We start from the raw sequence: 26,147 nt of genomic DNA on the forward strand, positions 1-26,147 counted from the left end.
GTCCGAACGGACGGGGCCCCTGCCGTGCTTCTCGGGCTTCTCAGGGCGCCTCAGGCCTCCGGCTTGCCCTCGTCGGCCTTCTTCTTGTCCTGCGCCTCGCCCTCCTCGATCACGGCCTCCGCGACCGCGGCCATCGTCATCCGACGGTCCATCGAGGTCTTCTGGATCCACCGGAACGCGGCCGGCTCGTTCAGACCGAACTTGGTCTGGAGCACGCTCTTCGCCCGGTCCACCAGCTTGCGGGTCTCCAGCCGCTGGGTGAGATCCGCGATCTCCTCCTCCAGCGTCCGCATCTCGGTGTAGCGGGAGACCGCCATCTCGATCGCGGGCACCAGGTCGCTCTTGGAGAACGGCTTCACGATGTAGGCCATCGCGCCCGCGTCCCGGGCCCGGTCCACCAGCTCGCGCTGCGAGAACGCGGTCAGCATCAGGACGGGCGCCAGGTGCGCCTCGTGGATCTGCTCGGCGGCGGAGAGGCCGTCCAGCACGGGCATCTTCACGTCCAGGATCGCCAGGTCGGGCCGCAGCTCCTGGACCAGCCTCACCGCCGTCGCCCCGTCACCGGCCTCGCCGACGACGGTGTACCCCTCCTCTTCGAGCATCTCCTTCAGGTCGAGGCGGATCAACGCCTCGTCCTCGGCGATCACAATTCGGGTGATCTGGGGCATATCGGTCTCAAGCGGCTCTGCCTGCTCGTCGGCGGTGCTCACGGGGCTCCTCGTTCCGGCGGGGTACTGCATGCACGAGGGTACCTAGACACGGTATGTTTGAGACCAAGCAGGGTCGGGGGCAACCTTCGATTCAGCGGTTGCCCCGGTAGCCCAGCGGAAGAGGCAATGGTCTCAAACACCATACAGCGTGGGTTCGAATCCCACCCGGGGTACTTTTCCTTCAATTCCAAGGTCGCCTAAACCGCAGGACGGTTGGCGATCTTCATTATTTCGAATGAAGATTCGCACGACTTTCGGCCTGTCGTGCCATCGCGCGCCGCAGACTCGCCCGCATGTACGACACGGCGGCGAGCAGTCGACCTCCACGCATCCGGGCTGACCTCACGCCAGGTCAGCCGCGCCACCGGTGCCGTCAACGTCTCCGTCGCCCTTGCAAGGACTCCGTCGCCCTCGTGGACGCCCACATCGGGGCCGAGTACTGACTCCGGTGCGGTTCCGCCCGGGGCGGAACCGCACCGGCGCCGGTCAGTTGTCCAGCGTCCCCACGTGGTGGACGCGGACGAGGTTGGTGGAGCCGGCGAGGCCGGGTGGGGAGCCGGCGGTGATGACGACGATGTCGCCCTTCTGACAGCGGCCGAGGGAGAGCAGCGCGGCGTCGACCTGTTCGACCATCTCGTCCGTGGTGGGGGCGAAGGGGCCGAGGAAGGTCTCCACGCCCCAGGTGAGGGCGAGTTGGCTGCGGACGGCGGGCTCGTAGGTGAAGGCGAGCACGGGGATGGGCGAGCGGGAGCGGGTGAGGCGGCGGGCGGTGTCGCCGGACTGGGTGAAGGCGATCAGGTACTTGGCGCCCAGGAAGTCGCCGATTTCGGCGGCCGCGCGGGCGACGGCGCCGCCCTGCGTGCGCGGCTTGGTGCCGGTGGTGAGGGGCGGGAGGCCGGCGGCGAGGATGTCCTGTTCGGCGGCCTCGATGATGCGGCCCATGGTCCGGACGGTCTCGACGGGGTACTTGCCGACGGAGGTCTCGCCGGAGAGCATCACGGCGTCGCTGCCGTCGAGGACGGCGTTGGCCACGTCGGAGGCCTCGGCGCGGGTGGGGCGGGAGGCGTTGATCATCGAGTCGAGCATCTGGGTGGCGACGATGACCGGCTTGGCGTTGCGCTTGGCCAGCTTGACGGCGCGCTTCTGGACCATCGGGACCTGTTCGAGGGGCATCTCCACGCCCAGGTCGCCGCGGGCCACCATGACGCCGTCGAAGGCGTCGACGATGGATTCCAGGTGGTCGACCGCCTGCGGCTTCTCCACCTTGGCGATGACGGGGACGAAGCGCCCCTCCTCCGCCATCACGCGGTGGACGTCCTCGATGTCGCGGCCGCTGCGGACGAAGGAGAGCGCGATCAGGTCGGCGCCGGTCCGCAGGGCCCAGCGCAGGTCGGCGACGTCCTTGTCGCTGAGGGCGGGGACGGAGACGGCGACGCCGGGGAGGTTGAGGCCCTTGTGGTCGGAGACGAGGCCGCCCTCGACGACGGTGCAGCGGACCAGCGGGCCGTCGACCTCGACGACCTCCAGGGCGACCCGGCCGTCGTCGACGAGGATCCGCTCGCCGCTCGTGACGTCCGCGGCGAGGCCCGGGTAGGTGGTGCCGCAGATGTTCTGGTCTCCCACGACGCCCTTGTCGGTGGAGATCGTGAACTCGTCGCCGCGTTCGAGAAGTACCGGACCTTCGGCGAAGGTCTCCAGGCGGATCTTCGGACCTTGAAGGTCGGCGAGCACACCGACGCTGCGGCCGGTCTCGTCGGCGGCCTTGCGGACCCGGCGGTAGCGCTCCTCGTGCTCGACGTGGGAGCCGTGGCTCAGATTGAAGCGGGCGATGTCCATCCCGGCGTCGACCAGGGCCTTGATCTGGTCGTACGAGTCGGTGGCTGGCCCGAGGGTACAGACGATTTTTGCTCGGCGCATACTGCTGAGGGTAGGCATTACCGGCGCGTAACATCGACCTCCGTCCGGCCCCCGGGATGACCTTTGCAGGAAGGCGAGTTGAACAATCTGACACATCGTCGCCCATACCCTCCCGAGCGGGCGACGGAGGGCCCGGCCGGTTGACGCGGCGGGCCGGCGGGGCGCTCCCGGGACGGCTGCGGCGGCCGGACCCGCCCGGGTCCGTCGATGCGATTCCGTGAAGGGGTGTTCACCCCTGGTTCACCGCGCCGTCGGCCGTCGCTCGCGGCCCGGCGGGACGCTCGTCACCCGGGTGGGAGCCCGGACAGCGTTCCGACGAGGGGGAATCGTCCGGCATGAAGCGTGCGTTCGGAGTGATCGCGGCCCTGGTGCTGCTCGGCGGGGTGGCGTTCGCGCTGCTCAAAACGCCCGGCGACGATCCGGGGCCCAAGGTTGTCAGCATCACCGGCGTGATCGGATCCGAGAAGCGCGACTTCTTCAAGGACCCGGACGTGACGGCGGCGCTGGCCGAGCAGGGTCTCAAGGTGGATGTGCAGACCACCGGTTCGTGGCTGATGAACGAGAGCAAGCTCGACCAGCTCGACTTCGCCTTCCCGGCCAGCCTGTCGCCGGCCGAGGCGATCCGCGGGCAGCTGCAGCTCAAGGACGCGCCGATCCGTCCGTTCTACTCCCCGCTGGTGGTGCTGGCGCACCAGTCCACGGCCAAGGTGCTGGCGCGGAACGGGCTGGCCTCCCAGGACCAGAACTCCCGGGTGTGGACGTTCAAGATGGACGAGTACCTCAACCTGGTCAAGGCCGGCCGGAAGTGGGAGGAGCTCGACGGGGCCAAGGAGGAGCCGGACCTCAGCGGGTCGATCTACATGACCACCACCGACCCGTCCGAGTCCTCCTCCGGCGCCCTGTACATCGCGCTCGTCTCGTTCCTGCTGAACAACCACCAGGTGGTCTCGACCGACGCCGAGGTCCAGCAGGTGAAGAGCCTCCTGCTCGCGCTGACCTCCAGGCAGGGCATCCAGAAGAGCAGCAGTGACGAGCCGTTCCGGGACTTCCTCTCGAACGTCGGCAATCCGCTGGTGCTCGCCTACGAGTCGCAGGCGGCCCAACTGGCGGTGGAGGGCAAGAACACCGGCGACATGGTGGTGCTGTACCCGGACACCACCATCTCCTCCGACCACACCGTCGTCGGGCGCACCGCGGCCGGGCAGAAGCTGGCCAACCTGCTGCGCGACAACGACAAGCTGCGCAAGCTGGAGGCCAGGTACGGCTTCCGGCCGCAGTCGGACCCGGCCGCCTTCGGCTTGCAGACCGCCGGCCGGGAGAACCCCGCGTTCGCGGCGGACCTGAGGCCGGCCGGGGTGAAGCAGGCCGCGGTGCCGGATCCCAAGATGCTCGCCAAGCTGGTCGACGCGGCCAAGGGGAAGTGACCGGCCGATGGCGACCAGGAAGAGCGGCTCGGCGGTCAGTACGGGACACGGCACGGCACTCGGCGGGCTCGACGGCAGGACAGGCGGCACGGTGATGAGGACGACCAGGGCGGGGGCCGCGATGCGGCGCGGCGGGCGGGTACTGGCCGCGGGGGTGGCCCTGCTGGTGGCGGCGACGGCGTGCACGTCCTCGCCGGCGCCGGCGCCCCGGCCGAGCGACGCGCCCGCGCCGACCGCGCAGGCGGGCGTGCTGCGCGTGCTGGCCGGCAGTGAACTCCAGGACATGGCACCGGTGTTGGAGGAGGCGCAGAAGGCGACCGGGGTGACCGTCCAGTTCTCCTGGACCGGGTCGCTGGACGGCGCGGACGCGGTCGCCTTGGGCCGGGCCGACGGCAGGTACGACGCGGTGTGGTTCCCGTCCAACCACTACCTGCGGCTGGACGACACGGGGAGGTCCAAGCTGCTGTCCGAGACGCCGGTGATGGTGTCGCCGGTGGCGGTGGGCGTGCGCTCCGCCTCGCTCGGCGAGCTGGGCTGGGGGGACGGTTCGAAGGTGAGCTGGGCGCAGCTGGCGGACGCGGCCTCGACGGGCCGGCTGGCCTACGGGATGGCCGATCCGTCGCGGTCCAACTCCGGCTTCTCGGCGCTGGTGGCGGTGGCGTCGGCGTTCTCGGGGGCGGACTCGGCGCTGACGGACGCGGATGTGCAGAGGGCGACGCCGTCGTTGAAGCAGTTCTTCACGGGGCAGAAGTTGACGTCGGGTTCGTCCGGCTGGCTGGCGCAGGCGTATGCGCGGGCGGAGCAGGGGCGGGTCGGGGCGCTGGTGAACTACGAGTCGGTGCTGCTGTCGCTGAACAAGACGCTGGCGGCGGACCAGCAGCTGACGGTGGTGCGCCCGATCGACGGCGTGGTGTCGGCGAACTATCCGTTGACGCTGCTGGGTTCGTCGGCGCAGCGGGAGCGGGACTCCTTCCAGCGGCTGACGTCGTACCTGCTGAAGGAGGACGTGCAGAAGCGGATCTCGGAGCTGACGCTGCGCCGTCCGGTGGCGGCCGGGGTGGCGCCGGCGGCGTCGCTGCCGACCGACCGGCGGCGTGAGCTGCCGTTCCCGGGCAGCAAGGCGGTCGCGGACGGGTTGCTGGCCTCGTACCAGGACGAGCTGCGCCGGCCGTCGCGGACGGTGTACGTGCTGGACACCTCGGGGTCGATGGCGGGGGCCCGGTTGGCGGCGCTGAAGTCGGCGATGGGCCGACTGACGGGGGCGGACGACACGCGCGGGGTGCGGCGGTTCCGCAACCGGGAGGAGGTGACGCTGCTGTCGTTCGCGTCCAAGGTGAAGTCGACGAAGACGCACACGGTGCCGGCGGCCGGTGCGCAGCAGGAGCTGGCGTCGATCAACGCGGATGTGCAGGCGTTGTCGGCGGACGGCGGGACGGCGGTGTACAGCTCGCTGCAGGAGGCGTACAAGGTCCTCGACCGGCAGCAGGCGGCGACCGGGGACGACCGGTTCACGTCGATCGTGGTGATGACGGACGGCGAGAGCAACGAGGGCGCGTCGGACAAGGACTTCCGGAACTTCTACAACGGGTTGTCGGCGGCGCAGAAGGCGGTGCCGGTGTTCCCGATCCTGTTCGGGGACGCGGCGAAGAACCAGTTGCAGGGGATCGCCGAGCTGACCGGCGGCAAGCTGTTCGACGGGACGGCTTCGCTGGACGGCGCGTTCGAGGAGATCCGTGGCTACCAGTAGCGGCGACGGCCCGGGCGGAGGGCCGGGCGGGCGGCGGCTGATGGGCTACCTGGGGTCGACCCGCAATCTGGTCGGGTGCGGCTCGGGGGCGGTCGGGCTCGGGCTGCACTTCATGGGGCTCGGTGGTGTGTGGTGGCCGGGGATCGTGGCGGCCCTGTACGGGGTCGGTGCGCTGCTGACCCCGGGGCCGCCCCCGCTGCCGGTGCCGCCGTCCCGGTCGGTGCCGGATCCGGCGCCCGCGCCGCCGCCGTGGGCGGAGCTGGAGGAGTTGGCCGGCTACCTGGGGACGGTGGCGTTGCCGTCGGCCGTGGAGGTGGACGCGCTGGTGGAGCGGTTGCGGGCGGTCGGGCGGGGGCCGGCGGCCGAGCGGATCGTCCTGCGGCGGCTGCCGGTGGCGGTGGACGGCTACCTGCGGGCCCGGACCTGGCAGCGCTGGTCGCCGAACGGGGCCGATCCGGGGGTGGCGCTCGCCCGTGAGGTGGAGCTGATGGCGGCGGCGCTGGCGGCCTGAGCGGGCCGGGCGGGCGTGGTCCGGCCGGCCCGCTCGGGGCCGGTCAGGCTCCCAGTGCCCCGGCCAGTTCGGCCCGTCGCCGGACGCCGAGCTTGCGGAAGCTGTTGGTGAGGTGGGTCTCCACCGTTCGCACGGCCAGGTGCAGCATCGCGGCGATCTCGGCGTTGGAGTGTCCGGCCGTGGCCAGACGGCAGATCCGCAGTTCGCTGTCGGTGAGTGCCTCCGCCCCGGCGTGTTCGCCCCGGCCGCGCCGGGCGCCGCTGGCGCGGAGCGACTCCACCGCGACGGCGCGCAGCCGTACCGCGCCGAGCCGTTCGGCCCGGCCGGCGGCCTCGCGCAGGGCGCGGCGGGCGGCGCCGCGCCGGCCGCCGTCGGCGAGCAGGCGGCCGTAGGTGATCAGCGCGGGGATGAGTTCGGTCTCCACTTCGGCGGTGCGCAGGAGTTCGACCGATTCGGCGGCGAGGTCGAGTCCGTGCCGGCCGCCGGTGGCGGCGGCGAGCGCGCGCAGGGCGCGGCCGACGGTGCGCGGGGTGCCCCAGATCCGGGCGAGCCGCAGTTCCTCCTCGGCGAGGGCGACGGCGGGGCCGGGTTCGCCGAGCGCGGTGTGGCAGTCGGCGGCGGCGGACCGCCAGGGGGTGACGATGGGGCTGTGGACCTGCCGTTCGCGCTGTCGGCGTCCGCACTCCATCAGGTCCGTGAGGGCCTCGGCGGGCTCGCCGGTGGCCAGTCGGAGCAGGCCGCGGGCGTACAGGTACTCGTTCCACTCCCAGGAGCCCTGGGCGCGGTCGGCGGCGACGGCGCGGGCGAGGCCGTGGGCCTGCCAGTAGCGGCCGGTCTCGGTGAGGGCGATGACGGCCTGGGCGACCAGGTGGGCGTTCTGCTGTCCGAGCAGGCCCGCGTAGTGGGCGGGCACCGCCTCGACGGCGGTGGTGTCGGGGGCGCCTTCGTCGGTTCCGGTGCTCCCGGACCCGTCCCAGGCTCTGGCACAGGCTCCGGCTCCGGCTCCGGCTCCGTCCCAGGCTCCGGCACAGGCTCCCGAACAGGCACAGGCACAGGCACCGGCACCGGCTCCGACCCCGGCTGCCGCGAACCCGGCACACGGGCCGGGGGCCGCGGCGCTCCCGGAGCGGGCCGTGCCCGGCCCCGGGCACGCCTGATCCCCGGCGGCCGTACCGCCGTGGCAGGGGGTTCCCGGTCCGGCGTCCGCCGCTGAACCGCACCACCAGGACCAGACGGACCGCACGGGCTGGGCGGCGGGCGCCGCCCCGGCCGCGCACGAGGCGGGCAGGGTCTCCGGAGCGGGCGCCGGGGGCACCGCGGGAACCGACGGCGCGGCGGGCACCGCGGGCACCGACGGCGCGGCGGGCGCGGGCGAGGCGGGCCCGCCGGTCGGCACGGTGAGGGCGAGGTCGTCCAGCAGTTCCTGGTACTCGCCGCGCATCACCTGGGTCTCGGCCCGGACGCTCAGCAGGCACTGGTACCCGGGGTCGAGCGACGGCCCCCGGTACGCGTCCAGGCCGCGGGCCACCAGTCGGTCCGCCTCGGGCAGCAGGTCGGCCCACTGGGCGAGGGTGGCTGCGGAGACCAGCACGTAGGAGCGGCAGAGCGGGTCGACCGGGGCGTCGAGCAGTTCCCTGACCCGCCCGGCCACCTCGGCGGCGGAGAGCACGCCGCTGGTCGAGTCGAACTCGGTGAGCAGCGCGTAGGCGGGCGGCGCGAGCCGGTGCTGGGTACGGGCGGCGAACCGCTGCACGCCCTCGACCACCTGGAGCCAACTGCGGCCGTCGTGGGCGGCGATCAGCGCGGCGGCGGCCTGCACGGCGTGCACGAGGTCGTCGCGGTCGGCGAAGCGTTCGGCCAGTTCCTCCATCAGCTCCAGCGCGGCGGGGGCGTCGCCGCGGGCGGCCAGCACGGCGCCGAGCGTGTTGGCGGTCTGGAAGACGCCCTCGTCGGACTGCTGGAGGTGAACGGCCTCGGCGAGGTGGCGGACGCCGGCGGTGCGCTCGGCCGGGCCCAGGGTGACCTCCAGGCCGCCGAGCTCGGTGAGCAGCAGGCCGCGTCGGCGGTCGCTGAGCGGCTCGGTGAGGACGCGGCGCAGCAGGGTGACGGCATCCTCGGGGCGGTCGGCCTCGGCGGCCTTGCGGGCGGCGCGGCGCAGGGCTTCGGCGGCCCAGCGCGGGGCGGGGGCGGGGGTGAACAGGAGGTGCCCGGCGACGCGTTCGTCGGGTGCCCCGCTGCGGTGCAGGAACTCGGCGGCGCGGCGGTGGACGTGGGCGCGGTGGCCGGGTGCGTGGCCGGCCAGGACGGCGTCGGCGAGCAGCGGGTGGGCGAAGCGGGGCCAGCGGCCGGGCCCGGGGTCGTCGAGCAGGTGCTGGGAGGTGAGCTCGGCGAGCCAGCCGGCGATCTGGTCGGGGTCGGCGCCGGAGAGTTCGGCGAGCATCGGGACGGGGTCGTGGTCGCCGGCGCCGGGCAGTGGTGCGCTGCGGGCGGCCGGGTGCTCCTGCATGCGGGCGAGCACCCGGGCGGTGGCGAGGGCGCGCTCGCCGCCGCCGCGCAGCCACTGCTCGACGGCTTCGGAGAAGGCGCCGCCGGGCAGCCGGGCGCATGTGTCGGGCAGGACCGGCAGGGCGGCGAGGGCGCGGGGTGCCGGCAGGGCCGGGAGGGCGACGAGGGCGGGCGGCGCGGGCAGGGCGGTGAAAGCGATGGGGCCGGGCCCCTCGGGGTGGTCGCGCAGGTCGGTGAGGAGTGCGGTGAGCAGCAGCGGGTTGCCGCCGGTGGCGTGGACGCAGTCGGCGGCGAGCGCGGGCGGGGCGCCGAGGCCGAGGTGGAGCTCGGCCAGCCGGATGGCGGCGGTGGTGTCGAGGGGGCCGAGCCGGGTGGTGTCGGTGAGTCCGGGGGGCAGGCCGCGGCCGAAACGGGCGGGCGGTGCGCCGAGGGTGGACTGGCGGCGTTCGGTGGCCAGTAGGAGCACGGGCAGCCGGTCGATCCGGCGGGCGAGCCGGAGCAGCCAGTCCTGGGAGGGCCGGTCGGCGAGGTGGATGTCGTCGACGGCGAGCAGGACGGGGCGGTGGGCGGCGTGCAGGCGCAGCAGGGCCCAGAGCTCGGTGTCGGTGTCCGGTGTGCCGGGGGTGCGGCCGGTGCCGGCGGGTGGCGTGCCGTGGCCGGGGACGGTCTCGAACAGCTGGCGGGCGGCGGCGTAGGGGGTGGTGGCTTCGTCGGCGGAGCAGCGGGCCCACAGGACGGTGCTGCCGTGGGCGGCCTCGCGGCGGGCGGCTTCGGCGAGGAGGGCGCTGCGGCCGGTGCCGGCGGGGCCGGTGAGGAGCAGGACGCCGCCGGTGCCGGCGCGGGCGCGGGCGGCGAGTGCGGCGATCCGGCGCAGCTGGGAGTCGCGGGCCGCGAGGTGCGGTGGTGCGGCGACGATCCGGTCCTGGTGGTGTCCGCGCGTCCTGACGGTGCTCATCTGCTTCCCTCCCGCGACGCCCGCCGGATGACCGGACGGGCACTCTTCCCCGTTATGCGGGGAAACGGCTTGACGCCGTGTCAGCGGCTCGGCTAGAGCTGTGATTCTCGTCGCACCCCTTCCGGAGCCGCACAGCATCCCCCACCCGACCCGCCCGGCACCCCTCCCGCCGGGCCCCGTACCGCCCCCCGCCCGGGCCCGTGCGGCGCGCCCCGTCCGCGGGTCCGCGTGGCGCTGCGCTGCTCCGATGCCGTCGGGTGGCCGATCTCGTGGTGGACCACGATGGTCATGGCCGCCCGTGGCGGGGACCATGGAGCCTACCGGGGGGCCGTCGTCGTCCCCGCATCGCACGCCGCACGGCCGCCGCACGCCGGGTTCATGCAACGCCCCTCAGCGCGCATACCGGTCGTCCGGTGGCGGGCCGGGACGCTTCCAGGAGGGGGCCAGATTGACTGTCCTGCACACCGACCACGAACGCCGCGCCATACCCAGGCACGCTCCCGCGTCGACCGGTCAGCGCATGGTGCCGCCGCAACGCCCGATGTCCGTCCGCCACGTCGCCCCGTCTGCCGCTCCCCCGTCCAGCGGTGGCCGGACCAGTGTCGTCGTGCAGGCCGCGGACCCGATCTCGCGGGCCGGTGCGGAGGCGCAGCTGCGCCGTCACCCGGGCCTGGAGCTGGCGGACCCCGCCCCGGGCGCGCCGACCACGCCGGGGGCGGTGACCGTTCTGCTGGCCGAGTCCGCGGATGCCGCGGTCATGGCGAACCTGCGGCGGCTGATCCGCGGTGCCGACCAGCGGGTGGTGCTGGTGGTCGAGCGGATGCGCGAGGCCGAGCTACTGGAGGCGGTGGAGTGCGGGGTGGCCGCGATCCTCTGGCGGCGGGAGGCGACCGCCGAGCGGCTGGGCCGGGCGGTGCTCGCCGCGGCCCGGGGCGACGGTGACCTGCCGGCGGATCTGCTGGGGCGGCTGATCAGCCAGGTGGGCCGGTTGCAGCGCAGTGTCCAGGGGATGCCGGGCCATGCGCCGGCGGGGCTGACCGAGCGGGAGTCGGACGTCCTGCGGCTGGTCGCCGAGGGCTGGGACACGGGTGAGATCGCGGCCCGGCTGTCGTACTCCGAGCGCACGGTCAAGAACGTGCTGCACGGGCTGACCACCCGGCTGCAGTTGCGCAATCGGGCACATGCCGTCGCCCACGCGGTCCGCGAGGGCTACATCTAGGCCCCGGACCTGCCCGTAGCCACCCGTCCCGCCGCGCTCCGTCCCGCGGCGTGGCAGGTGGCTCGTCGTCGTGCGGGCCCGTGGCGGCCGGGCGGGTGCGCGGCGGGACGGGTGGCCGTCACGAACGAGTCGCCAAGATCTCACCTGCTGGAAACACTCCGGGGCTATCCATCGGCCGGGGTCGCGCGGCACACTTCTACGCGCGTACCTCTACGCGCGTCACCACCATCGTTGACGATTCGTTCGCCGTCCCCACCGGGAGAGCCGTCCATGCCTCTGAACCGCCGTGACTTCGTCACCCGGTCCGCCGTCACCGCCGCCGGCGCAGCCCTCGTGGGCGGCGCCGGCCTCACCGCAGCCTCCCCCGCCGCGGCGGCCGCCCCGGACGACACCCGTGCCAAGGGCCGGGGAAAGAAGCAGGCCTTCACCGTCATGGGCACCACCGACCTGCACGGCCGGGTGCTCAACTGGGACTACTTCACCGACGCGGCCTACGCCGACAAGGCGCACAACGAGGTCGGCCTCGCCAAGATCTCCAGCCTGGCCAAGCAGGTCCGCGAGGAGAAGGGCTGGGACCGCTGCCTGCTCATCGACGCCGGTGACATCATCCAGGGCACCCAGCTGACCTACTACTTCGCCCGGGTGGAGCCGATCGCCACCGACGCGGACACCGCCCCCGAGCACCCGATGGCGCTCGCCATGAACCTCATGGAGTACGACGCCGCGGCGCTGGGCAACCACGAGTTCAACTACGGCATCCCCACCCTGCGGGCCTTCGAGGAGCAGCTGGACTTCCCGCTGCTGGGCGCCAACGCCCTGCACGCCAAGGACGAGAAGCCGGCCTTCAAGCCGTTCGTCATCAAGGAGCTGCACCTGGGCGGCGGCCGGCCGCTGAAGGTCGGCATCCTCGGGCTGACCAACCCCGGCATCGCGATCTGGGACAAGGCCAACGTCGCCGGCAAGATGGTGTTCCCCGGCATCGTCGAGATGGCGAGGAAGTACGTGCCCCGGATGAAGGCGGCGGGCGCCGACATCATCGTAGTGTCGGCCCACTCCGGCATCGACGAGCCGACCACGTACGGCGACCAGCTGCCCTGGCCGGAGGACGCCTCGGGCGAGATGGCCGAGACCGTGCCGGACATCGACGCGGTGCTGGTGGGCCACACCCACAAGGAGGTGGCCCAGCGGCTGATCGTCAACAAGCAGACCGGCAAGACGGTGGTGCTCTCCGAGCCGCTCTGCTGGGGCCAGCGGCTGACCTGCTTCGACTTCGAGGTGGAGTTCGACAAGGGCGCCTGGAAGCTGGTGTCGCTCTCCTCCCGGGTGCTGAACTCCAACACGGTGCCGGAGGACCCGGAGATCGCGAACGCGCTGGCGGACCAGCACAAGAAGGTCGTCGCGTACGTCAACCAGCCGATCGGCACCTGCAAGGCCGAGCTGTCGATCGCCGAGTCCCGGTTCAAGGACACCCCGATCATCGACCTGATCGGCCGGGTCCAGGCCGACGTCGTGCGGGAGGCGCTGGCCGGCGGCCAGTACGCCAAGCTGCCGGTGCTGGCGCAGGCCGCGCCGTTCAACCGCACCGCCCTGATCCCGGCCGGACAGGTCAAGCTGCGGGACGCCGCCGGGCTGTACATCTACGAGAACACCCTGGAGGCCCGGATCCTGACGGGCGCCCAGATCAAGGACTACCTGGAGTACTCGGCGAAGTACTACGCCCAGGTCGCCCCCGGTGCGCCGATCGACAAGGACACCCTGACCAACGCGCAGACCACCCCGGACTACAACTACGACGCGGTGTACGGCCTGAGCTACGACATCGACATCGCCCAGCCGGTCGGCTCGCGGATCGTCAACCTCTCCTTCGAGGGCAAGCCGGTCGACCCCGCCGCCCAGTTCGTCCTCGCGGTCAACAACTACCGCGCCAACGGCGGCGGCAACTTCCCGCACGTCGCGGCCGCCCAGAAGGTGTGGGCCAACTCGGACGAGATCCGCAACGCGATGATCTCCTGGGTGAAGGCCAAGGGTGTCATCGACCCGGCCGACTTCGCCGGCGAGTCCTGGCGCCTGGTCCGCGCCGGCCAGCCGGTGTTCTGAGCCTGCCGGTGTTCTGAGCCGACCAGTGCTCTGAGCCTTCCGGACTGCCGAACGCGAGCGCCCCGCCACCACTTCCCCGGTGGCGGGGCGCTCGCGTCCGGGCGTCCGACCCCGGGCGGCCGGTCGGACAAACCGCCCGATTAGAGTCTGATCATGAAGTTCTTCAGGTCCAAGGCCGACCCTCGACACGACCCCCATCTGCCCGCCCTGACGGTCGAACAGGCCGACTACCTGCGCGGACTGGTACGCCAGCATCACGCCGGCAGCCCGGGGATCACCGTCGTCGGCGACACCCTGCACGCACCGCAGGGCACCAACTCGCTGTACAACCTCGCCGAGCTGTGCCGGCGCGCCGACCCTCGCGAGTGGCCCCGACTGGTCGAGCGCCACTTCCGCGTCGTCTCCGGCGCCGAGGCGGCCACGCCGCAGGGCTCCGACGACGTCCTCCGCTCGGCCTACCTGCGCCTGATCCCCGACGACGCCTTCTCGCCGGAGACGGCGCCCTCCTTCAGCTACGTCCGGCCCGTCGCGGCCGGCCTGCAGGAGGCGATCTCGCTGGACCTCCCCGAGGCGGTCCGCACCCTCGACGACCGCTTCGTCGCCGAGGTGGGCCTGGACGCGCTGCGCACCGCCGGGCGCGCCAACCTGGTCCGCGAGCCGGTCGGGTACGACGTCGCCCACGGCCAGGGCGGTGCGGCGATGCACATCGCCAACGGCGAGTCGATGTTCGTCGCCAGCAAGGCCCTCGTCCTGGACGACCTGGCCCGCGCCGTCACCGGGCGCGAACTGCCCGCCGAGGGAGCCCTGTTCACCGTACCGAGCCGGCACTACCTGGTCTTCCACCCACTGGCGGACCAGCACGCGGTGGAGGCGATCAACGACCTGGCGGCCTTCGGCCTCGGCGCCTACCAGGACAACCCGGGCCCGCTGTCGCCCCGGCTCTACTGGTGGCACCGGGGCGCCGTGACGTCCCTGACCCACATCGACGACGCCACCCGCTCGTTCTCCATCGCCCCGCCCGAGGAGCTGATGACCGTCCTGCGCCGCCTGCGGGACGGCGCCTGACACCCGGCGCCCGACACCGGATCGCGGCCGCCGCGGGGGCGGCCCGCGCCGACGACGGGCGGGCCTGCTACCCGGGCCCGCCCGCCCACCGGTGGGAGGATGGCGGCATGACCGAGTCCCATGTCCCCGAACGACATGCCCGGCTCCTGGCGTACGCGCAGAGCCTGACCCCGCCGGCGGGGTGGAAGATCGAGGTCTCCGGCGACGAGATCATCATGATGGCGGGCCCGTCGGTGACCCACCAGCGCAACCTGCTGATCGTCCGGGAGCAGTTCGACGCGCATCGGCCCGTCGATCTGATGCCCAGCGAGAACACCGACCTCGCCTCCCCGAACGTCGGCAAGCTGCGCAATCCGGACCTGACCTACATCCCGGTCTCAGTGGTCGAGCTCGGCGGCAACGAAGTCCCGGCCGAGCTGGCAGCGATCGCCGTCGAGATCGTCTCGCCGTCGAATCCGGAGAACGACCTGGTCGGCAAGGTTCGTGACTACCCGCTGATGCACATCCCGCTGTACCTGGTGATCGACCCCCGCGACGGCATGCTCACCCTGTACTCCGAGCCCGGCAACGGCGGGTACCACCGGCAGTGGAGCGGCAGGTTCGGCGACCGGGTGCCGGTCCCGAAGCCGTTCGCCTTCGAGCTGGCCACCACCGAGCTGATCCGCTACCCCGCCTGAGCTCCCGCTGTCCGCTCGCCGATACCGCGCCCCGCCCAGCGGAGCCCCCGCCCCGGCCCGCGAGGGGGCAGGGTCGGGGCTCCGGTCGGCCGTACGGAGTGACCGGTCAGAACGGGAAGCGGCTGCGCCCGTGCTGGATGGAGATCCACTTCACGGTGGTGAAGGCGTCCACGGTGTACTCGCCGTTGAGCCGGCCCACACCCGAGTTCTTCTCGCCGCCGAAGGGCACCACCGGCTCGTCGGCGATGGTGCCGTCGTTGACGTGGATCATGCCGGTCTCGATCCGCTGCGCGACCCGCACACCGCGCTCCACGTCCGCCGTGTGCACGGCGCCGCTGAGCCCGAACGGGGTGTCGTTGGCGAGCCGGACCGCCTCGTCCTCGCCGTCGAACGGCACCACCAGCACGACCGGGCCGAAGAGTTCGCGCTGCAGGATCGGCGCACCGGCAGGCAGGCCGCCGAGCACGACCGGGTCCATCAGGCTGCCGTTGGTCTCACCGCGCAGCAGCGCGGTGGCGCCGCCGGCGATCGCCTGGTCGACCTGGGCGGTGATGGCGTCGGCCTGCACCGGGTTTATCAACGGGCCGATCTGGGTGGCCGGGTCCTTCGGGTCGCCGACCCGCAGCGAGGCGACCTTGCGGACGAACCGCTCGGTGAACTCCGCCTCGACGCTGCGGTCGACCAGCACCCGGTTGGCGGCCATGCAGACCTGGCCCTGGTGGGCGAAGCGGCTGAACACGGCGGCGTCGACCGCGTAGTCGAGGTCCGCGTCGTCGAGCACGATCAGCGCGCTGTTGCCGCCGAGCTCCAGCACCGTCCGCTTGAAGTGCGAGGCGGCGACGGTGGCGACGTGCCGGCCGACCTTGTCCGAGCCGGTGAAGGAGATCACCTTGGGGACGGGGTGCTCGATGAAGGAGTCCCCGATCTCGGCGATGTCGGTGACCACGACGTTGAGCAGACCGGGCGGCAAGCCCGCCTCCTCGAAGATCTTGGCGATCAGGGTGCCGCCGACCACCGGGGTCTCCTGGTGCGGCTTGAGCACCACGCCGTTGCCGAGCGCGAGGGCGGGCGCGACCGCCTTAAGCGACAGGAACAGCGGGAAGTTGAACGGGCTGATCACACCGACCACACCGACCGGCAGGCGGTACAGACGGTTCTCCTTGCCGTCCACCGGGGAGGGCAGCAGCCGGCCCTCGGCGCGCAGCGAGAGCTGCATCGACTCGCGCAGCATGTCCCTGGTGAGGGAGAGTTCGAAGCCGGCCTTGAGGGCGGTGCCGCCCAGCTCGGCCATGATCGCCTCGGTGATCTCCTGCTCGCGGTCCTCGACGATGCGCAGCGCGCGCTCGAAGACCAGCCGGCGCGTGTACGGGCTGGTGGCGGCCCACTCCTTCTGCGCCCGCTCGGCCGCGCGGTACGCCCGGTCGACCTCCTCGACGGTGGCGACGGTGATGGTGGCGAGCTTGTCACCGGTGAAGGGGTCGACGTCGACGATGTCCCAGGAGCCGCTGCCGGCCCGCCACTCGCCGTCGATGTACTGCAGCGCCAACTCGGAAAGGTACGACATCTGGTCCCTCTCGTGCTGATTCGGGAAAGCCGCGGGAAAGCCCGCGGGCCTTCCTCGATCAGATCTGATCACGACTCATCGTACTTATCCTTCAAAGCTCTTGGCGTACGGAGCGAAGAAGTTCCCGTGTCAGTTCGGGGGAGAGACTGTCGGCCACCAGACCGTCCACCGCGCCGGAGTACTCGGCCACCTCGGCGGGCTTGTCGAGGTACAGCGCGGTGGTGAACTGCTCCAGGTAGACCACGTCCGCGAGGTCGGGCTCGGCGAAGCTCAGCACCGAGAAGGCGCCGCCCTCCGCGCGCAGCCCGCCGAAGCCCAGCGGCATCACCTGGAGGACGACGTTGGGCAGTTCGGTCAGCTCCAGCAGCCGGTCGATCTGCGCCCGCATCAACTCGGGCCCGCCCCAGGGGCGGCGCAGCGCGGCCTCGTCCAGGACGGCGAGCAGCCGCGGCGCCCGGTCTGCGGTGAGCACCCGCTGGCGTTTCAGCCGGACCTCGACCCGCCGCTCGACCTCGTCCGCCTCGGTGACGTGGCCGCCGTGGGTGATCACCGCCCGCGCGTAGTCGGGGGTCTGCAGCAGCCCGTGGACGAACTGGACCTCGTAGCTGCGGATCTCGGTGGCGGACTCCTCCAGGCCGAGGTAGGTCTGGAACCAGCCCGGCAGCACGTCGCCGTAAGCGTGCCACCAGGACGTCGCGTTGGCCTCGCGGAGCAGGCCGAGCACGGAGGCCCGCTCCTGTTCGGCCTCGACCCCGTACAGGGTGAGCAGGTCGGCGACGTCGCGCTCCTTGAAGCCGACCCGGCCGAGCTCCATCCGGCTGATCTTCGACTCGGACGCCCGGATCGAATAACCGGCCTCCTCCCGGCTGACGCCTCTGGCCTCCCGCAGCCTTCGCAGCTGGGAACCCAGCAGCAGGCGCCGCACCGTGGCACCTCCGCCTGCCTGAGTCATGCTCATCGCCGTCACCCTCCGCACGTCGCGCAGCCCCCCGGCCGTCGGCCGCAGTCTGCCATCTGACACGGACAAACAACAGTCCGTCAGCGGTCGCGTTCCAGGCGTAGCAACCCGGGCACCGCGGCCAGGCTCAGGACCAGCAGGAACAGCCAGGGCCAGGCGGCGCCCCGGCCGAGCAGCAGGGTGAGCAGGGCGGGAGCGACGGCCTGGCCGACGTTCCAGGACAGCTGGTAGACGGCGAGGTAGCGGCCGCGCAGCGCGGGGTCGGCGAGCGAGACGCTGAGCTCCTCCCGGAAGGGCGTGGCCATGGTCTCGGCGATGTTGTAGAGGAACATCGCGGCGTAGAGCCCGGCCAGGACGGCCCAGCCGGGGGCGGCGGCCACGAGGGCGAAGGCGCCGAAGGCGAGGGCGTTGAGGAGCGAGGCGGCGGCGAGCACCCTGGTCGGCCGGAACCGCTCCAGCCGCCCGGCCACGACGTTCCCGGTGAGGACGACCTGGACGCCGTTGAGCACCAGCAGCGAACCGGCCACCCAGGCCTCGCGGTGCAGGCCCTCGGTGAGGTACACGGCGAGCAGCATGCTCAGGATCATCGAGCCGAAGACGAAGGTGAGGTTGACGGCGACCAGCAGCAGGTACCGGCGGTCGCGCAGCACCGCGCGGTAGCCGCCCGCCTCCTCCGTCACCCGCGCCTCGGCCCGCACCGGGGCGGGTGCGGGCCGCCAGGCGGCCAGCAGGACGGTCGCGACGACGTAGCTGACCGCGTTGAGCACCACCAGCACCCGCAGGCCCCCGGTGCCGCCGCCGGCCACCAGGACGGCGCCCAGCGCCCCGCCCAGGCCCAGGCCGGTGTTGCGCAGCGTCTGCACCAGCGCGAACCAGCGGGTGCGCTCCCCCTCGGCGGCGGCGAGCACCACCAGGCCGGTACTGGAGGTCCAGTACGCGACGTGGCCGATCTGGGCGAGCAGGCAGACCAGCACGATCTGCCACAGCTGCTGGGCGAGCAGGTAACCGCCGAACGCGAGCGCGGAGAGCGCGTTGCCGCCGGCGGCCACCACCCTGGCGCCGTAGCGGTCGATCAGCGGGCCGACGCCGATCGCGGTGGGCAGGGCGAGCAGCCGGGCGGCGGTGACGGCGGCGCCGATGGCGGTGACGGTCAGGCCGGTGGTGCGGGCGAAGTAGACGAGGGTGAAGGCGAGGATCAGCCCGGTGCCGAGGCTGTCGATGAGGTGGGCGCCGACCAGCCCGGTCCGGCCGGAGGTGTCCGGCAGGCCCAGTCGGTCGCGCAGCGGGGTGAGCGTCGCGGTGGTCATGGCACCAGGCTCTCGGGCATGATCACCCCTGCCCAGAGATTCCATCCTGATCGAATCCTCGTCGGAGGCCACCATGCTCGTCTGGGAGTTCTCGGCCCAGGACCTCGCCCGGACGCGCTTCGCCTGCTCACCGCTGTCCGAGGTCGCCACCAGCGTCGAGGTGCTGAAGGAGCCGGGCCGGCACGCCGTCCACCTGCCCTGGGTGCGGCAGGCCCGCCGGCTGCTGGCCGGTGTCGGCTGGGAGCTGCTGTCCGAGCTGATCCGGCTGCCCACGGTGTACGTGCCGGACTTCCTGACCCCGGTGCCGACCCACTCCACGCTCACCATCGAGCAGTCGGTGGCCGCGCTGGCCGCCACCGACCCGGCCGTCGTGCGCCGCGACCTCGCCCGCCTCGGCGGGGAACTCCCGCCGCTGGTCGCCGAGTTGCGGGCCGATCCGGAGGCGGGCCTGGCCCGGCTGGCGGCCGAGGTCCAGGCGTACTGGAAGGCGGCGATCGCCCCCTTCTGGCCGCGCATCCAGCGCCTCACCGAGGGCGAGGTCCTGCGGCGGGCCCGCCAGATGTCGGCCGGCGGCCCGGCCGCGCTCTTCGCCGACCTGCACCCCCAGGTCAGCTGGGAGCGCGACACGCTGCGGATCCACCACCGCCTGGTGGACGTGCAGCGGCGGCTGGACGGCGAGCGGGGCCTGGTCCTGGCCCCCACCGTCTTCGCCTGGCCGGGCGTCTACTCCCAGCAGAACCCTCCCTGGCAGCCCGGTCTGGTCTATCCGCCGCGCGGGGTGGCCACGCTCTGGGAGACCTCCGGCGCGGCCGTCCCCGACGGTCTGGCCAGGGTGATCGGCCGCACCCGGGCCCGGCTGCTCGCCGAACTCGACGCGCCCGCCTCGACCACCGAGCTCGCCGCCCGTACCGGCCTGTCCGCCGCCAACGTGTCGCACCACCTCACCGCCCTGCGCGAGGCGGGCCTGACCGCCCGCCACCGCGCCGGCCGCACCGTCCTCTACCTCCGGACCGAGGCCGCCGAACTCCTGGTGAGCGGCTGAGCCCGGACCCGCACCGGCCGCGCCCCGACCTGCCCCCGGACAGCAGAATGCGGCACCTGCCCTCAACTTGGTCGGGGAGAGGGCAGGCGCCGTGGGACCGCGTTTGGCCCGGCGACACTGGCGGGAGGAGCGGCTCAAACTCCCGGCAATGCGGTGCCGGGCGCTCTAGGGGTGGACGGGACCCGTCGGCGGGAGTGGCCGCCGACCGGTCCGACCGTGCGTCAGACCACCAGCGGGCGGTCCGTGGGGCGGATCGGGGCGGGCAGCGGAGTCTTGCCGCCCAGGTACTTGTCCACCGCGGCGGCGGCCGAACGGCCCTCCGCGATGGCCCAGACGATCAGCGACTGACCACGACCGGCGTCACCGCAGACGTAGACGCCATCGACATTGGTGGCGAACTTCCCGTCCCGGGCCACATTACCCCGCGCGTCCAGGTCGACGCCAAGCTGCTCGACCAGGCCGTTCTTCACGTCCGTGCCGGTGAAGCCCATGGCCAGGGTGACCAGCTGGGCCGGGATCGCCCGCTCGGTGCCGGGCACCGGCTCGAAGCGGCCGTCCTTGAACTCCACCTCGACCAGGTGCAGCTCCTGGACGTTGCCGTCCTCGTCGCCGGTGAAGTGGGTGGTGTTGACCGCGTAGATCCGGTCACCGCCCTCCTCGTGGGCCGAGGTGACCTTGTAGGTCATCGGCATGGTCGGCCACGGCTGGTGGCCGGGGCGCTCGTCGCTCGGCCGCGGCATGATCTCCAGCTGGGTGACCGAGGCCGCCCCCTGGCGCAGCGCGGTGCCGAGGCAGTCCGCGCCGGTGTCACCGCCGCCGATGACGATGACGTGCTTGCCCTTGGCGGTGATGGGGGGCTCCACGAAGTCGCCCTCCTGCACCTTGTTGGCCAGCGGCAGGTACTCCATCGCCTGGTGGATGCCCTTGAGCTCACGGCCGGGCACCGGCAGGTCGCGGGCTGTCGTCGCACCGGCGGCCACGACCACCGCGTCGAAGCGCTCGCGCAGCTGCTGGCCGGTGATGTCCTCGCCGACGTGGACGCCGGTGCGGAACCGGGTGCCCTCCGCGCGCATCTGCTCGATGCGGCGGTTGATGTGGCGCTTCTCCATCTTGAACTCGGGGATGCCGTAGCGCAGCAGGCCGCCGATGCGGTCGGCGCGCTCGTACACCACCACGGTGTGCCCGGCCCGGGTGAGCTGCTGGGCGACGGCCAGGCCGGCCGGGCCGGAGCCCACCACGGCGACGGTCTTGCCGGAGAGCCGCTCGGGGACCTGCGGCGTGACGCCGCCCCGGTCCCAGGCCTTGTCGATGATGGTGACCTCGACGTTCTTGATGGTCACCGCGTCCTGGTTGATGCCCAGCACGCACGCGGACTCGCAGGGAGCCGGGCAGAGCCGCCCGGTGAACTCCGGGAAGTTGTTCGTCGCGTGCAGCCGCTCGATCGCGCCGACGAAGTCGTCCCGGTAGGCCAGGTCGTTCCACTCGGGGATGAGGTTCCCGAGCGGGCAGCCGTTGTGGCAGAACGGGATGCCGCAGTCCATGCAGCGGCCGGCCTGCTTGGTGATGATCGGCAGGAGGCTGCGTTCGACGTAGACCTCGTTCCAGTCCCGCAGACGCACGTCCACGGGCCGGCGCTCGGCCAGCTGCTTTCCGGTGGTCAGGAAGCCCTTGGGGTCAGCCACGTGCCGCCTCCATCATCTTGCGAGTGGTCTCGGACTCGGAGAGTCCATCGCGCTCAGCGGCGTCCTTGGCGGCGAGCACTGCCTTGTAGTCGGTCGGCATGATCGTGGAGAAGCGGGAGACCCCGCTGCCCCAGTCGGCCAGGAGCTCGGCGGCGACGGTGGAGCCGGTCTCCTCGTAGTGCTGCTGCACGGTCTCGCGCAGCCAGTCGCGGTCGGCGGCACTCGGGGCCTCGATGCCCACCATGCCGTCGTTGACGTTCGCGGGGCGCAGGTCCAGCACGTAGGCGACACCGCCGGACATGCCCGCCGCCAGGTTACGCCCGGTCTCGCCGAGGATGACGACCCGGCCGCCGGTCATGTACTCCAGGCCGTGGTCGCCCACGCCCTCGACCACCAGGGTGGCACCCGAGTTGCGGACGGCGAAACGCTCGCCGGCCTTGCCGCGCAGGTGCACGCGGCCGCCGGTGGCGCCGTAGCCGATGGTGTTGCCGGCGATCACGTGGTGCTGCGCGTCGGCGCCGATCGCGGCGGCCTCGCGCGCCGGGCGGACGATCACCACACCGCCGGAGAGGCCCTTGCCGACGTAGTCGTTCGCGTCGCCCTCCAGGCGCAGCGTGATGCCCTTCGGCAGGAAGGCGCCGAACGACTGGCCGGCCGAGCCGGTGAAGGTGACGTCGATGGTCCCCTCCGGCAGGCCCTCGCCGCGGTAGCGCTTGGTCACCTCGTGGCCGAGCATGGTGCCGACCGTGCGGTTGACGTTGCGGATCGGCAGCTGGATGCGGACGGCGTCGCCGCGCTCCAGGGCGTCCTGGGCGAGGTCGATCAGCTGGTTGTCCAGGGCCTTGTCGAGCCCGTGGTCCTGCGTGGTGGTGCGGTGCAGGGCCGCGCCCTCGGGCAGCTCGGGGACGTGGAACAGCGGCGCCAGGTCGAGCCCGGCGGCCTTCCAGTGCTCGATCGCGGCCCGGGCGTTGATGTGCTCGGCGTGGCCGACGGCCTCCTCGATCGAGCGGAAGCCCAGCTCGGCCAGGATCTCGCGGACCTCCTCGGCGATGAACTCGAAGAAGTTGACGACGAACTCGGGCTTGCCGGAGAAGCGCTCGCGCAGCACCGGGTTCTGGGTGGCGACGCCGACCGGGCAGGTGTCCAGGTGGCAGACGCGCATCATGATGCAGCCGGAGACGACCAGCGGCGCGGTGGCGAAGCCGAACTCCTCGGCGCCCAGCAGCGCGGCGATGACCACGTCGCGGCCGGTCTTCAGCTGGCCGTCGGTCTGCACCACGATGCGGTCGCGCAGGCCGTTGAGCAGCAGGGTCTGCTGGGTCTCGGCGAGGCCGAGCTCCCAGGGGCCGCCCGCGTGCTTGAGCGAGGTGAGCGGGGAGGCGCCGGTGCCGCCGTCGTGGCCGGAGACCAGCACGACGTCCGCGTGCGCCTTGGAGACGCCGGCCGCGACCGTGCCGACGCCGACCTCGGAGACCAGCTTCACGTGGATGCGGGCCGCCGGGTTGGCGTTCTTGAGGTCGTGGATCAGCTGGGCGAGGTCCTCGATGGAGTAGATGTCGTGGTGCGGCGGCGGGGAGATCAGGCCGACACCCGGGGTGGAGTGCCGGGTCTTGGCGACCCACGGGTAGACCTTGTGGCCGGGCAGCTGACCGCCCTCGCCGGGCTTGGCGCCCTGGGCCATCTTGATCTGGATGTCGTCCGCGTTGACCAGGTACTCGGAGGTGACGCCGAACCGGCCGGAGGCGACCTGCTTGATCGCCGAGCGGCGCTCCGGGTCGTGGAGGCGGTCCGGGTCCTCGCCGCCCTCACCGGTGTTGGACTTGCCGCCGAGGCGGTTCATCGCGATGGCCAGGGTCTCGTGCGCCTCGCGGGAGATCGAGCCGTACGACATGGCGCCGGTGGAGAAGCGCTTGACGATCTCGGAGACCGGCTCGACCTCGTCGACGGAGATCGGGGTGCGGCCGAGGCCGTCCAGCTGGAACAGGCCGCGCAGCGTCATCAGGCGCTCGGACTGCTCGTTCACCCGGTCCGTGTACTGCTTGAAGATGTCGTACCGGCGGTTGCGGGTGGAGTGCTGCAGCCGGAAGACGGTGTCCGGGTCGAACAGGTGCGGCTCGCCCTCGCGGCGCCACTGGTACTCGCCGCCGATCTCCAGCGCGCGGTGCGCGGCGGGGATGCCGGAGGCGGGGTACGCCTTGGCGTGGCGGGCGGCCACCTCCTTGGCGATCTCGTCCAGGCCGATCCCGCCGAGCTTGGTGGTGGTGCCCGCGAAGTAGGCGTCGACCAGCTCCCGGGAGAGGCCGATCGCCTCGAAGACCTGGGCACCGCGGTAGGAGGCGACGGTGGAGATGCCCATCTTGGACATGACCTTCAGCACGCCCTTGCCGAGCGCCTTGATCAGGTTCTTGATGGCCTTCTCGGGCTCGACGGCCTCGATGCCGCCACCGTTCATGAACGTGCCCTGGGCGACGAGGTCCTCGACGGACTCCATGGCCAGGTACGGGTTGACGGCGCCGGCGCCGTAGCCGATCAGCAGCGCGACGTGGTGCACCTCGCGGACGTCACCGGCCTCGACCAGCAGCGACACCTGGGTGCGCTGCTTGGTGCGGATGAGGTGGTGGTGGATCGCGGAAGTGAGCAGCAGCGAGGGGATCGGCGCGTGCTCGGCGTCCGAGTGCCGGTCGGAGAGCACGACGATCCGGGCGCCGTCGGCGATCGCGGCGTCGGCCTCGGCGGCTATCTCGGCCAGGCGCGCGGCCAGGCCCTCGCCACCGGTGGCGACCTTGTAGAGGCCGGACAGGGTGACGGCCTTGAGGCCGGGCTGGTCCCCGTCGTGGTTGATGTGGACGAGCTTGGCCAGCTCGTCGTTGTCGATCACCGGGAAGGTGATGCCGACCGAGCGGCAGGACGCGGCCTCGGCGGCCAGCAGGTTGCCCTCGGGGCCGAGGTTGCTCAGCAGCGAGGTGACGAGCTCCTCGCGGATGGCGTCCAGCGGCGGGTTGGTGACCTGTGCGAAGAGCTGCACGAAGTAGTCGAACAGCAGGCGCGGCTTCTCGGAGAGCGCGGCGATCGGGCTGTCGGTGCCCATCGAGCCGAGCGCCTCACCACCGGTCCGGGCCATCGGCGCGAGGATGACCCGCAGCTCCTCCTCGGTGTACCCGAAGGTCTGCTGACGGCGCGTCACCGACGCGTGGGTGTGCGCGATGTGCTCGCGCTCGGGCAGCTTGGCGAGCTGGATCTGGCCGCCCGCGACCCACTCCGCGTAGGGGTGCTCGGACGCCAGCGCGGACTTGATCTCCTCGTCCTCGACGATGCGGTGCTCCGCGGTGTCGATGAGGAACATCTTGCCGGGCTGCAGGCGGCCCTTCCGGGCGACCTTCTCCTGCTCGATGTCGAGCACGCCGACCTCGGAGGAGAGGACGACCAGGCCGTCCTCGGTGATCCAGTAGCGGGCCGGACGCAGGCCGTTGCGGTCCAGCACGGCGCCGATCTGGGTGCCGTCGGTGAAGGTGACGCAGGCCGGGCCGTCCCAGGGCTCCATCAGGTTGGAGTGGTACTGGTAGAACGCGCGGCGGGCCGGCTCCATGGTGGCGTGGTTCTCCCACGCCTCCGGGATCATCATCAGCACCGAGTGCGGCAGCGAGCGGCCGCCGAGGTGGAGCAGCTCCAGGACCTCGTCGAAGGAGGCCGAGTCGGAGTGGTCCGGGGTGCAGATCGGGAAGATCCGCTCCAGGCCCTGCCCGTTCCGGTTGGCCGGGATGAGGTCGGTGGCGAGCTGCGACTCGCGGGCGGTCATCCAGTTCCGGTTGCCCTTGACCGTGTTGATCTCGCCGTTGTGCGCGACGAAGCGGTACGGGTGGGCGAGCGGCCAGCTCGGGAAGGTGTTGGTGGAGAAGCGCGAGTGCACCAGACCGAGCGCGGAGGCGTAGAGCCGGTCCGACAGGTCGGGGAAGAAGGGCTCCAGCTGGCCGGTGGTCAGCATGCCCTTGTAGACGATGGTGCGCGCGGAGAGCGACGGGAAGTAGACACCGGCCTCGCGCTCGGAGCGCTTGCGGACGACGAAGGCGCGCCGGTCCAGGGCGATGCCGCTGGTCTCGCCCTGGGACAGGAAGACCTGGCGGAAGCGCGGCATCACGCTGCGGGCGGTGGCGCCGAGCAGGTCCGGGGTGACCGGGACGTCGCGCCAGCCGAGGACGGTCAGGTCCTCCTCGGCGGCGATGGCCTCGACCTGCGCGACGGCCGCGGCGGCGGCCGCGTCCTCGTCGGGCAGGAAGGCGATGCCGACCGCGTAGGAGCCGGCGGCGGGCAGCTCGAAGGAGACCTTGGCGCGCAGGAAGGCGTCGGGGATCTGGGTCAGGATGCCCGCGCCGTCACCGGAGTCCGGCTCGGCGCCGGTGGCACCCCGGTGCTCCAGGTTGCGCAGGACGGTCAGCGCCTGCTCGACGATCTTGTGGTCGGCGATGCCGGTCAGCGTGGCGACGAAGCCGACGCCACAGGCGTCGTGCTCGTTCCGCGGGTCGTACAGGCCCTGAGCAGCAGGTCGCGCATCCGGAACGAGCGCGTACGGCGGGCGGGCTGCGCCGGCCTGGGGCTCGTTTGCGGAGTGCATGGATGCAGACAGCATCGGCTCTCCCGTCGTCGTCTTGAGCAATGAGCTTCGTGCAATAGGGACGACGTTGGCCCTCTGCGATTTCGTGCAGGTTACATGATGCCGGAGATCCCGAGAAGTGGAACGTCTCGTCCATATGGCGGACATGACCCCAGGTC

The 26,147-nt window shown here is 72.3% G+C and carries 16 protein-coding genes and 1 tRNA gene; 9 read left to right on the forward strand and 8 right to left on the reverse strand.

Annotation, left to right across the window (positions count from 1 at the left end; all coding sequences use genetic code 11):
- Nucleotides 1–50: 50 nt before the first annotated feature.
- Nucleotides 51–668: a response regulator gene (locus tag AB0J08_RS15915; RefSeq protein ID WP_360633356.1), complete on the reverse strand. Its 618-nt coding sequence runs from the start codon at nucleotides 666–668 to the stop codon at nucleotides 51–53.
- Nucleotides 669–810: 142 nt separating this feature from the next.
- Between AB0J08_RS15915 and AB0J08_RS15920 the strand changes: the two genes are divergently transcribed.
- Nucleotides 811–883, forward strand: a tRNA-Leu gene (locus AB0J08_RS15920).
- Nucleotides 884–1,196: 313 nt separating this feature from the next.
- On the opposite strand, the gene pyk is transcribed toward AB0J08_RS15920, so the two are convergent.
- Complete coding sequence (gene pyk / locus AB0J08_RS15925; RefSeq protein WP_360633192.1) at nucleotides 1,197–2,627, reverse strand: pyruvate kinase; 1,431 nt, start codon at nucleotides 2,625–2,627, stop codon at nucleotides 1,197–1,199.
- 335 nt (nucleotides 2,628–2,962) lie between these two features.
- Between pyk and AB0J08_RS15930 the strand changes: the two genes are divergently transcribed.
- The 3 genes from AB0J08_RS15930 to AB0J08_RS15940 all read left to right on the forward strand — a co-directional run bounded on the left by AB0J08_RS15930 (nucleotide 2,963) and on the right by AB0J08_RS15940 (nucleotide 6,309).
- Nucleotides 2,963–4,051: a hypothetical protein gene (locus AB0J08_RS15930; protein ID WP_360633195.1), complete on the forward strand. Its 1,089-nt coding sequence runs from the start codon at nucleotides 2,963–2,965 to the stop codon at nucleotides 4,049–4,051.
- Nucleotides 4,052–4,145: 94 nt separating this feature from the next.
- The gene (locus AB0J08_RS15935) at nucleotides 4,146–5,798 is read left to right on the forward strand and encodes a VWA domain-containing protein (RefSeq protein ID WP_360633359.1); all 1,653 of its coding nucleotides are present in this window, start codon (nucleotides 4,146–4,148) and stop codon (nucleotides 5,796–5,798) included.
- The gene (locus AB0J08_RS15940; RefSeq protein WP_360633198.1) at nucleotides 5,785–6,309 is read left to right on the forward strand and encodes a hypothetical protein; all 525 of its coding nucleotides are present in this window, start codon (nucleotides 5,785–5,787) and stop codon (nucleotides 6,307–6,309) included. Before AB0J08_RS15935 ends, AB0J08_RS15940 begins: the two co-directional genes overlap by 14 nt.
- Nucleotides 6,310–6,352: 43 nt before the next feature.
- Here AB0J08_RS15940 and AB0J08_RS15945 read toward each other — a convergent pair whose 3' ends face one another.
- Nucleotides 6,353–9,769: a LuxR family transcriptional regulator gene (locus AB0J08_RS15945; RefSeq protein WP_360633201.1), complete on the reverse strand. Its 3,417-nt coding sequence runs from the start codon at nucleotides 9,767–9,769 to the stop codon at nucleotides 6,353–6,355.
- A 541-nt stretch (nucleotides 9,770–10,310) separates the two neighbouring features.
- Here AB0J08_RS15945 and AB0J08_RS15950 point away from each other — a divergent pair.
- The 4 genes from AB0J08_RS15950 to AB0J08_RS15965 all read left to right on the forward strand — a co-directional run bounded on the left by AB0J08_RS15950 (nucleotide 10,311) and on the right by AB0J08_RS15965 (nucleotide 14,827).
- Nucleotides 10,311–10,988, forward strand: a complete 678-nt coding sequence (locus AB0J08_RS15950; protein WP_360633362.1) for a response regulator transcription factor — start codon at nucleotides 10,311–10,313, stop codon at nucleotides 10,986–10,988.
- Nucleotides 10,989–11,258: 270 nt separating this feature from the next.
- Complete coding sequence (locus tag AB0J08_RS15955; RefSeq protein WP_360633204.1) at nucleotides 11,259–13,085, forward strand: 5'-nucleotidase C-terminal domain-containing protein; 1,827 nt, start codon at nucleotides 11,259–11,261, stop codon at nucleotides 13,083–13,085.
- 153 nt (nucleotides 13,086–13,238) lie between these two features.
- The gene (locus tag AB0J08_RS15960; RefSeq protein ID WP_360633207.1) at nucleotides 13,239–14,150 is read left to right on the forward strand and encodes a hypothetical protein; all 912 of its coding nucleotides are present in this window, start codon (nucleotides 13,239–13,241) and stop codon (nucleotides 14,148–14,150) included.
- A 107-nt stretch (nucleotides 14,151–14,257) separates the two neighbouring features.
- A complete protein-coding gene (locus tag AB0J08_RS15965) occupies nucleotides 14,258–14,827 on the forward strand; it encodes a Uma2 family endonuclease (protein WP_360633211.1) in 570 nt (189 codons plus the stop codon).
- A gap of 106 nt (nucleotides 14,828–14,933) precedes the next feature.
- On the opposite strand, the gene AB0J08_RS15970 is transcribed toward AB0J08_RS15965, so the two are convergent.
- The 3 genes from AB0J08_RS15970 to AB0J08_RS15980 form a co-directional block, all read right to left on the reverse strand.
- Complete coding sequence (locus AB0J08_RS15970; RefSeq protein ID WP_360633214.1) at nucleotides 14,934–16,391, reverse strand: aldehyde dehydrogenase family protein; 1,458 nt, start codon at nucleotides 16,389–16,391, stop codon at nucleotides 14,934–14,936.
- Between the two features lie 91 nt (nucleotides 16,392–16,482).
- Entirely contained in the window at nucleotides 16,483–17,349 is an 867-nt protein-coding gene (locus AB0J08_RS15975; RefSeq protein WP_360633217.1) for a helix-turn-helix transcriptional regulator, read from the reverse strand.
- An 80-nt stretch (nucleotides 17,350–17,429) separates the two neighbouring features.
- Nucleotides 17,430–18,656 (reverse strand): MFS transporter, encoded by a 1,227-nt coding sequence (locus AB0J08_RS15980; RefSeq protein ID WP_360633220.1) that lies wholly within the window; start codon nucleotides 18,654–18,656, stop codon nucleotides 17,430–17,432.
- Nucleotides 18,657–18,729: 73 nt separating this feature from the next.
- Here AB0J08_RS15980 and AB0J08_RS15985 point away from each other — a divergent pair, with 73 nt between their 5' ends.
- Nucleotides 18,730–19,698, forward strand: a complete 969-nt coding sequence (locus AB0J08_RS15985; protein WP_360633223.1) for a DUF5937 family protein — start codon at nucleotides 18,730–18,732, stop codon at nucleotides 19,696–19,698.
- 221 nt (nucleotides 19,699–19,919) lie between these two features.
- Here AB0J08_RS15985 and AB0J08_RS15990 read toward each other — a convergent pair whose 3' ends face one another.
- Both AB0J08_RS15990 and gltB read right to left on the reverse strand, forming a co-directional pair.
- Complete coding sequence (locus tag AB0J08_RS15990) at nucleotides 19,920–21,380, reverse strand: glutamate synthase subunit beta (protein ID WP_360633226.1); 1,461 nt, start codon at nucleotides 21,378–21,380, stop codon at nucleotides 19,920–19,922.
- A complete protein-coding gene (gene gltB / locus AB0J08_RS15995) occupies nucleotides 21,373–25,989 on the reverse strand; it encodes a glutamate synthase large subunit (protein WP_360633229.1) in 4,617 nt (1,538 codons plus the stop codon). The genes AB0J08_RS15990 and gltB overlap by 8 nt, the downstream gene beginning before the upstream one ends.
- Nucleotides 25,990–26,147: the final 158 nt, after the last annotated feature.

The sequence above is a fragment of the Kitasatospora sp. NPDC050463 genome (genome assembly GCF_040655255.1).
Lineage (GTDB): Bacteria > Actinomycetota > Actinomycetes > Streptomycetales > Streptomycetaceae > Kitasatospora.

Bases quoted from the DNA above. Each gene is read 5' to 3' on its own strand.
- AB0J08_RS15945 (WP_360633201.1), bottom strand. From the start codon at position 9,769: ATGAGCACCGTCAGGACGCGCGGACACCACCAGGACCGGATCGTCGCC.
- AB0J08_RS15955 (WP_360633204.1), top strand. From the start codon at position 11,259: ATGCCTCTGAACCGCCGTGACTTCGTCACCCGGTCCGCCGTCACCGCC.
- AB0J08_RS15970 (WP_360633214.1), bottom strand. From the start codon at position 16,391: ATGTCGTACCTTTCCGAGTTGGCGCTGCAGTACATCGACGGCGAGTGG.
- gltB (WP_360633229.1), bottom strand. From the start codon at position 25,989: ATGCACTCCGCAAACGAGCCCCAGGCCGGCGCAGCCCGCCCGCCGTAC.
- AB0J08_RS15985 (WP_360633223.1), top strand. From the start codon at position 18,730: ATGCTCGTCTGGGAGTTCTCGGCCCAGGACCTCGCCCGGACGCGCTTC.
- AB0J08_RS15915 (WP_360633356.1), bottom strand. From the start codon at position 668: ATGCCCCAGATCACCCGAATTGTGATCGCCGAGGACGAGGCGTTGATC.
- AB0J08_RS15975 (WP_360633217.1), bottom strand. From the start codon at position 17,349: ATGAGCATGACTCAGGCAGGCGGAGGTGCCACGGTGCGGCGCCTGCTG.
- AB0J08_RS15965 (WP_360633211.1), top strand. From the start codon at position 14,258: ATGACCGAGTCCCATGTCCCCGAACGACATGCCCGGCTCCTGGCGTAC.
- AB0J08_RS15930 (WP_360633195.1), top strand. From the start codon at position 2,963: ATGAAGCGTGCGTTCGGAGTGATCGCGGCCCTGGTGCTGCTCGGCGGG.
- pyk (WP_360633192.1), bottom strand. From the start codon at position 2,627: ATGCGCCGAGCAAAAATCGTCTGTACCCTCGGGCCAGCCACCGACTCG.
- AB0J08_RS15960 (WP_360633207.1), top strand. From the start codon at position 13,239: ATGAAGTTCTTCAGGTCCAAGGCCGACCCTCGACACGACCCCCATCTG.
- AB0J08_RS15935 (WP_360633359.1), top strand. From the start codon at position 4,146: ATGAGGACGACCAGGGCGGGGGCCGCGATGCGGCGCGGCGGGCGGGTA.
- AB0J08_RS15980 (WP_360633220.1), bottom strand. From the start codon at position 18,656: ATGACCACCGCGACGCTCACCCCGCTGCGCGACCGACTGGGCCTGCCG.
- AB0J08_RS15950 (WP_360633362.1), top strand. From the start codon at position 10,311: ATGTCCGTCCGCCACGTCGCCCCGTCTGCCGCTCCCCCGTCCAGCGGT.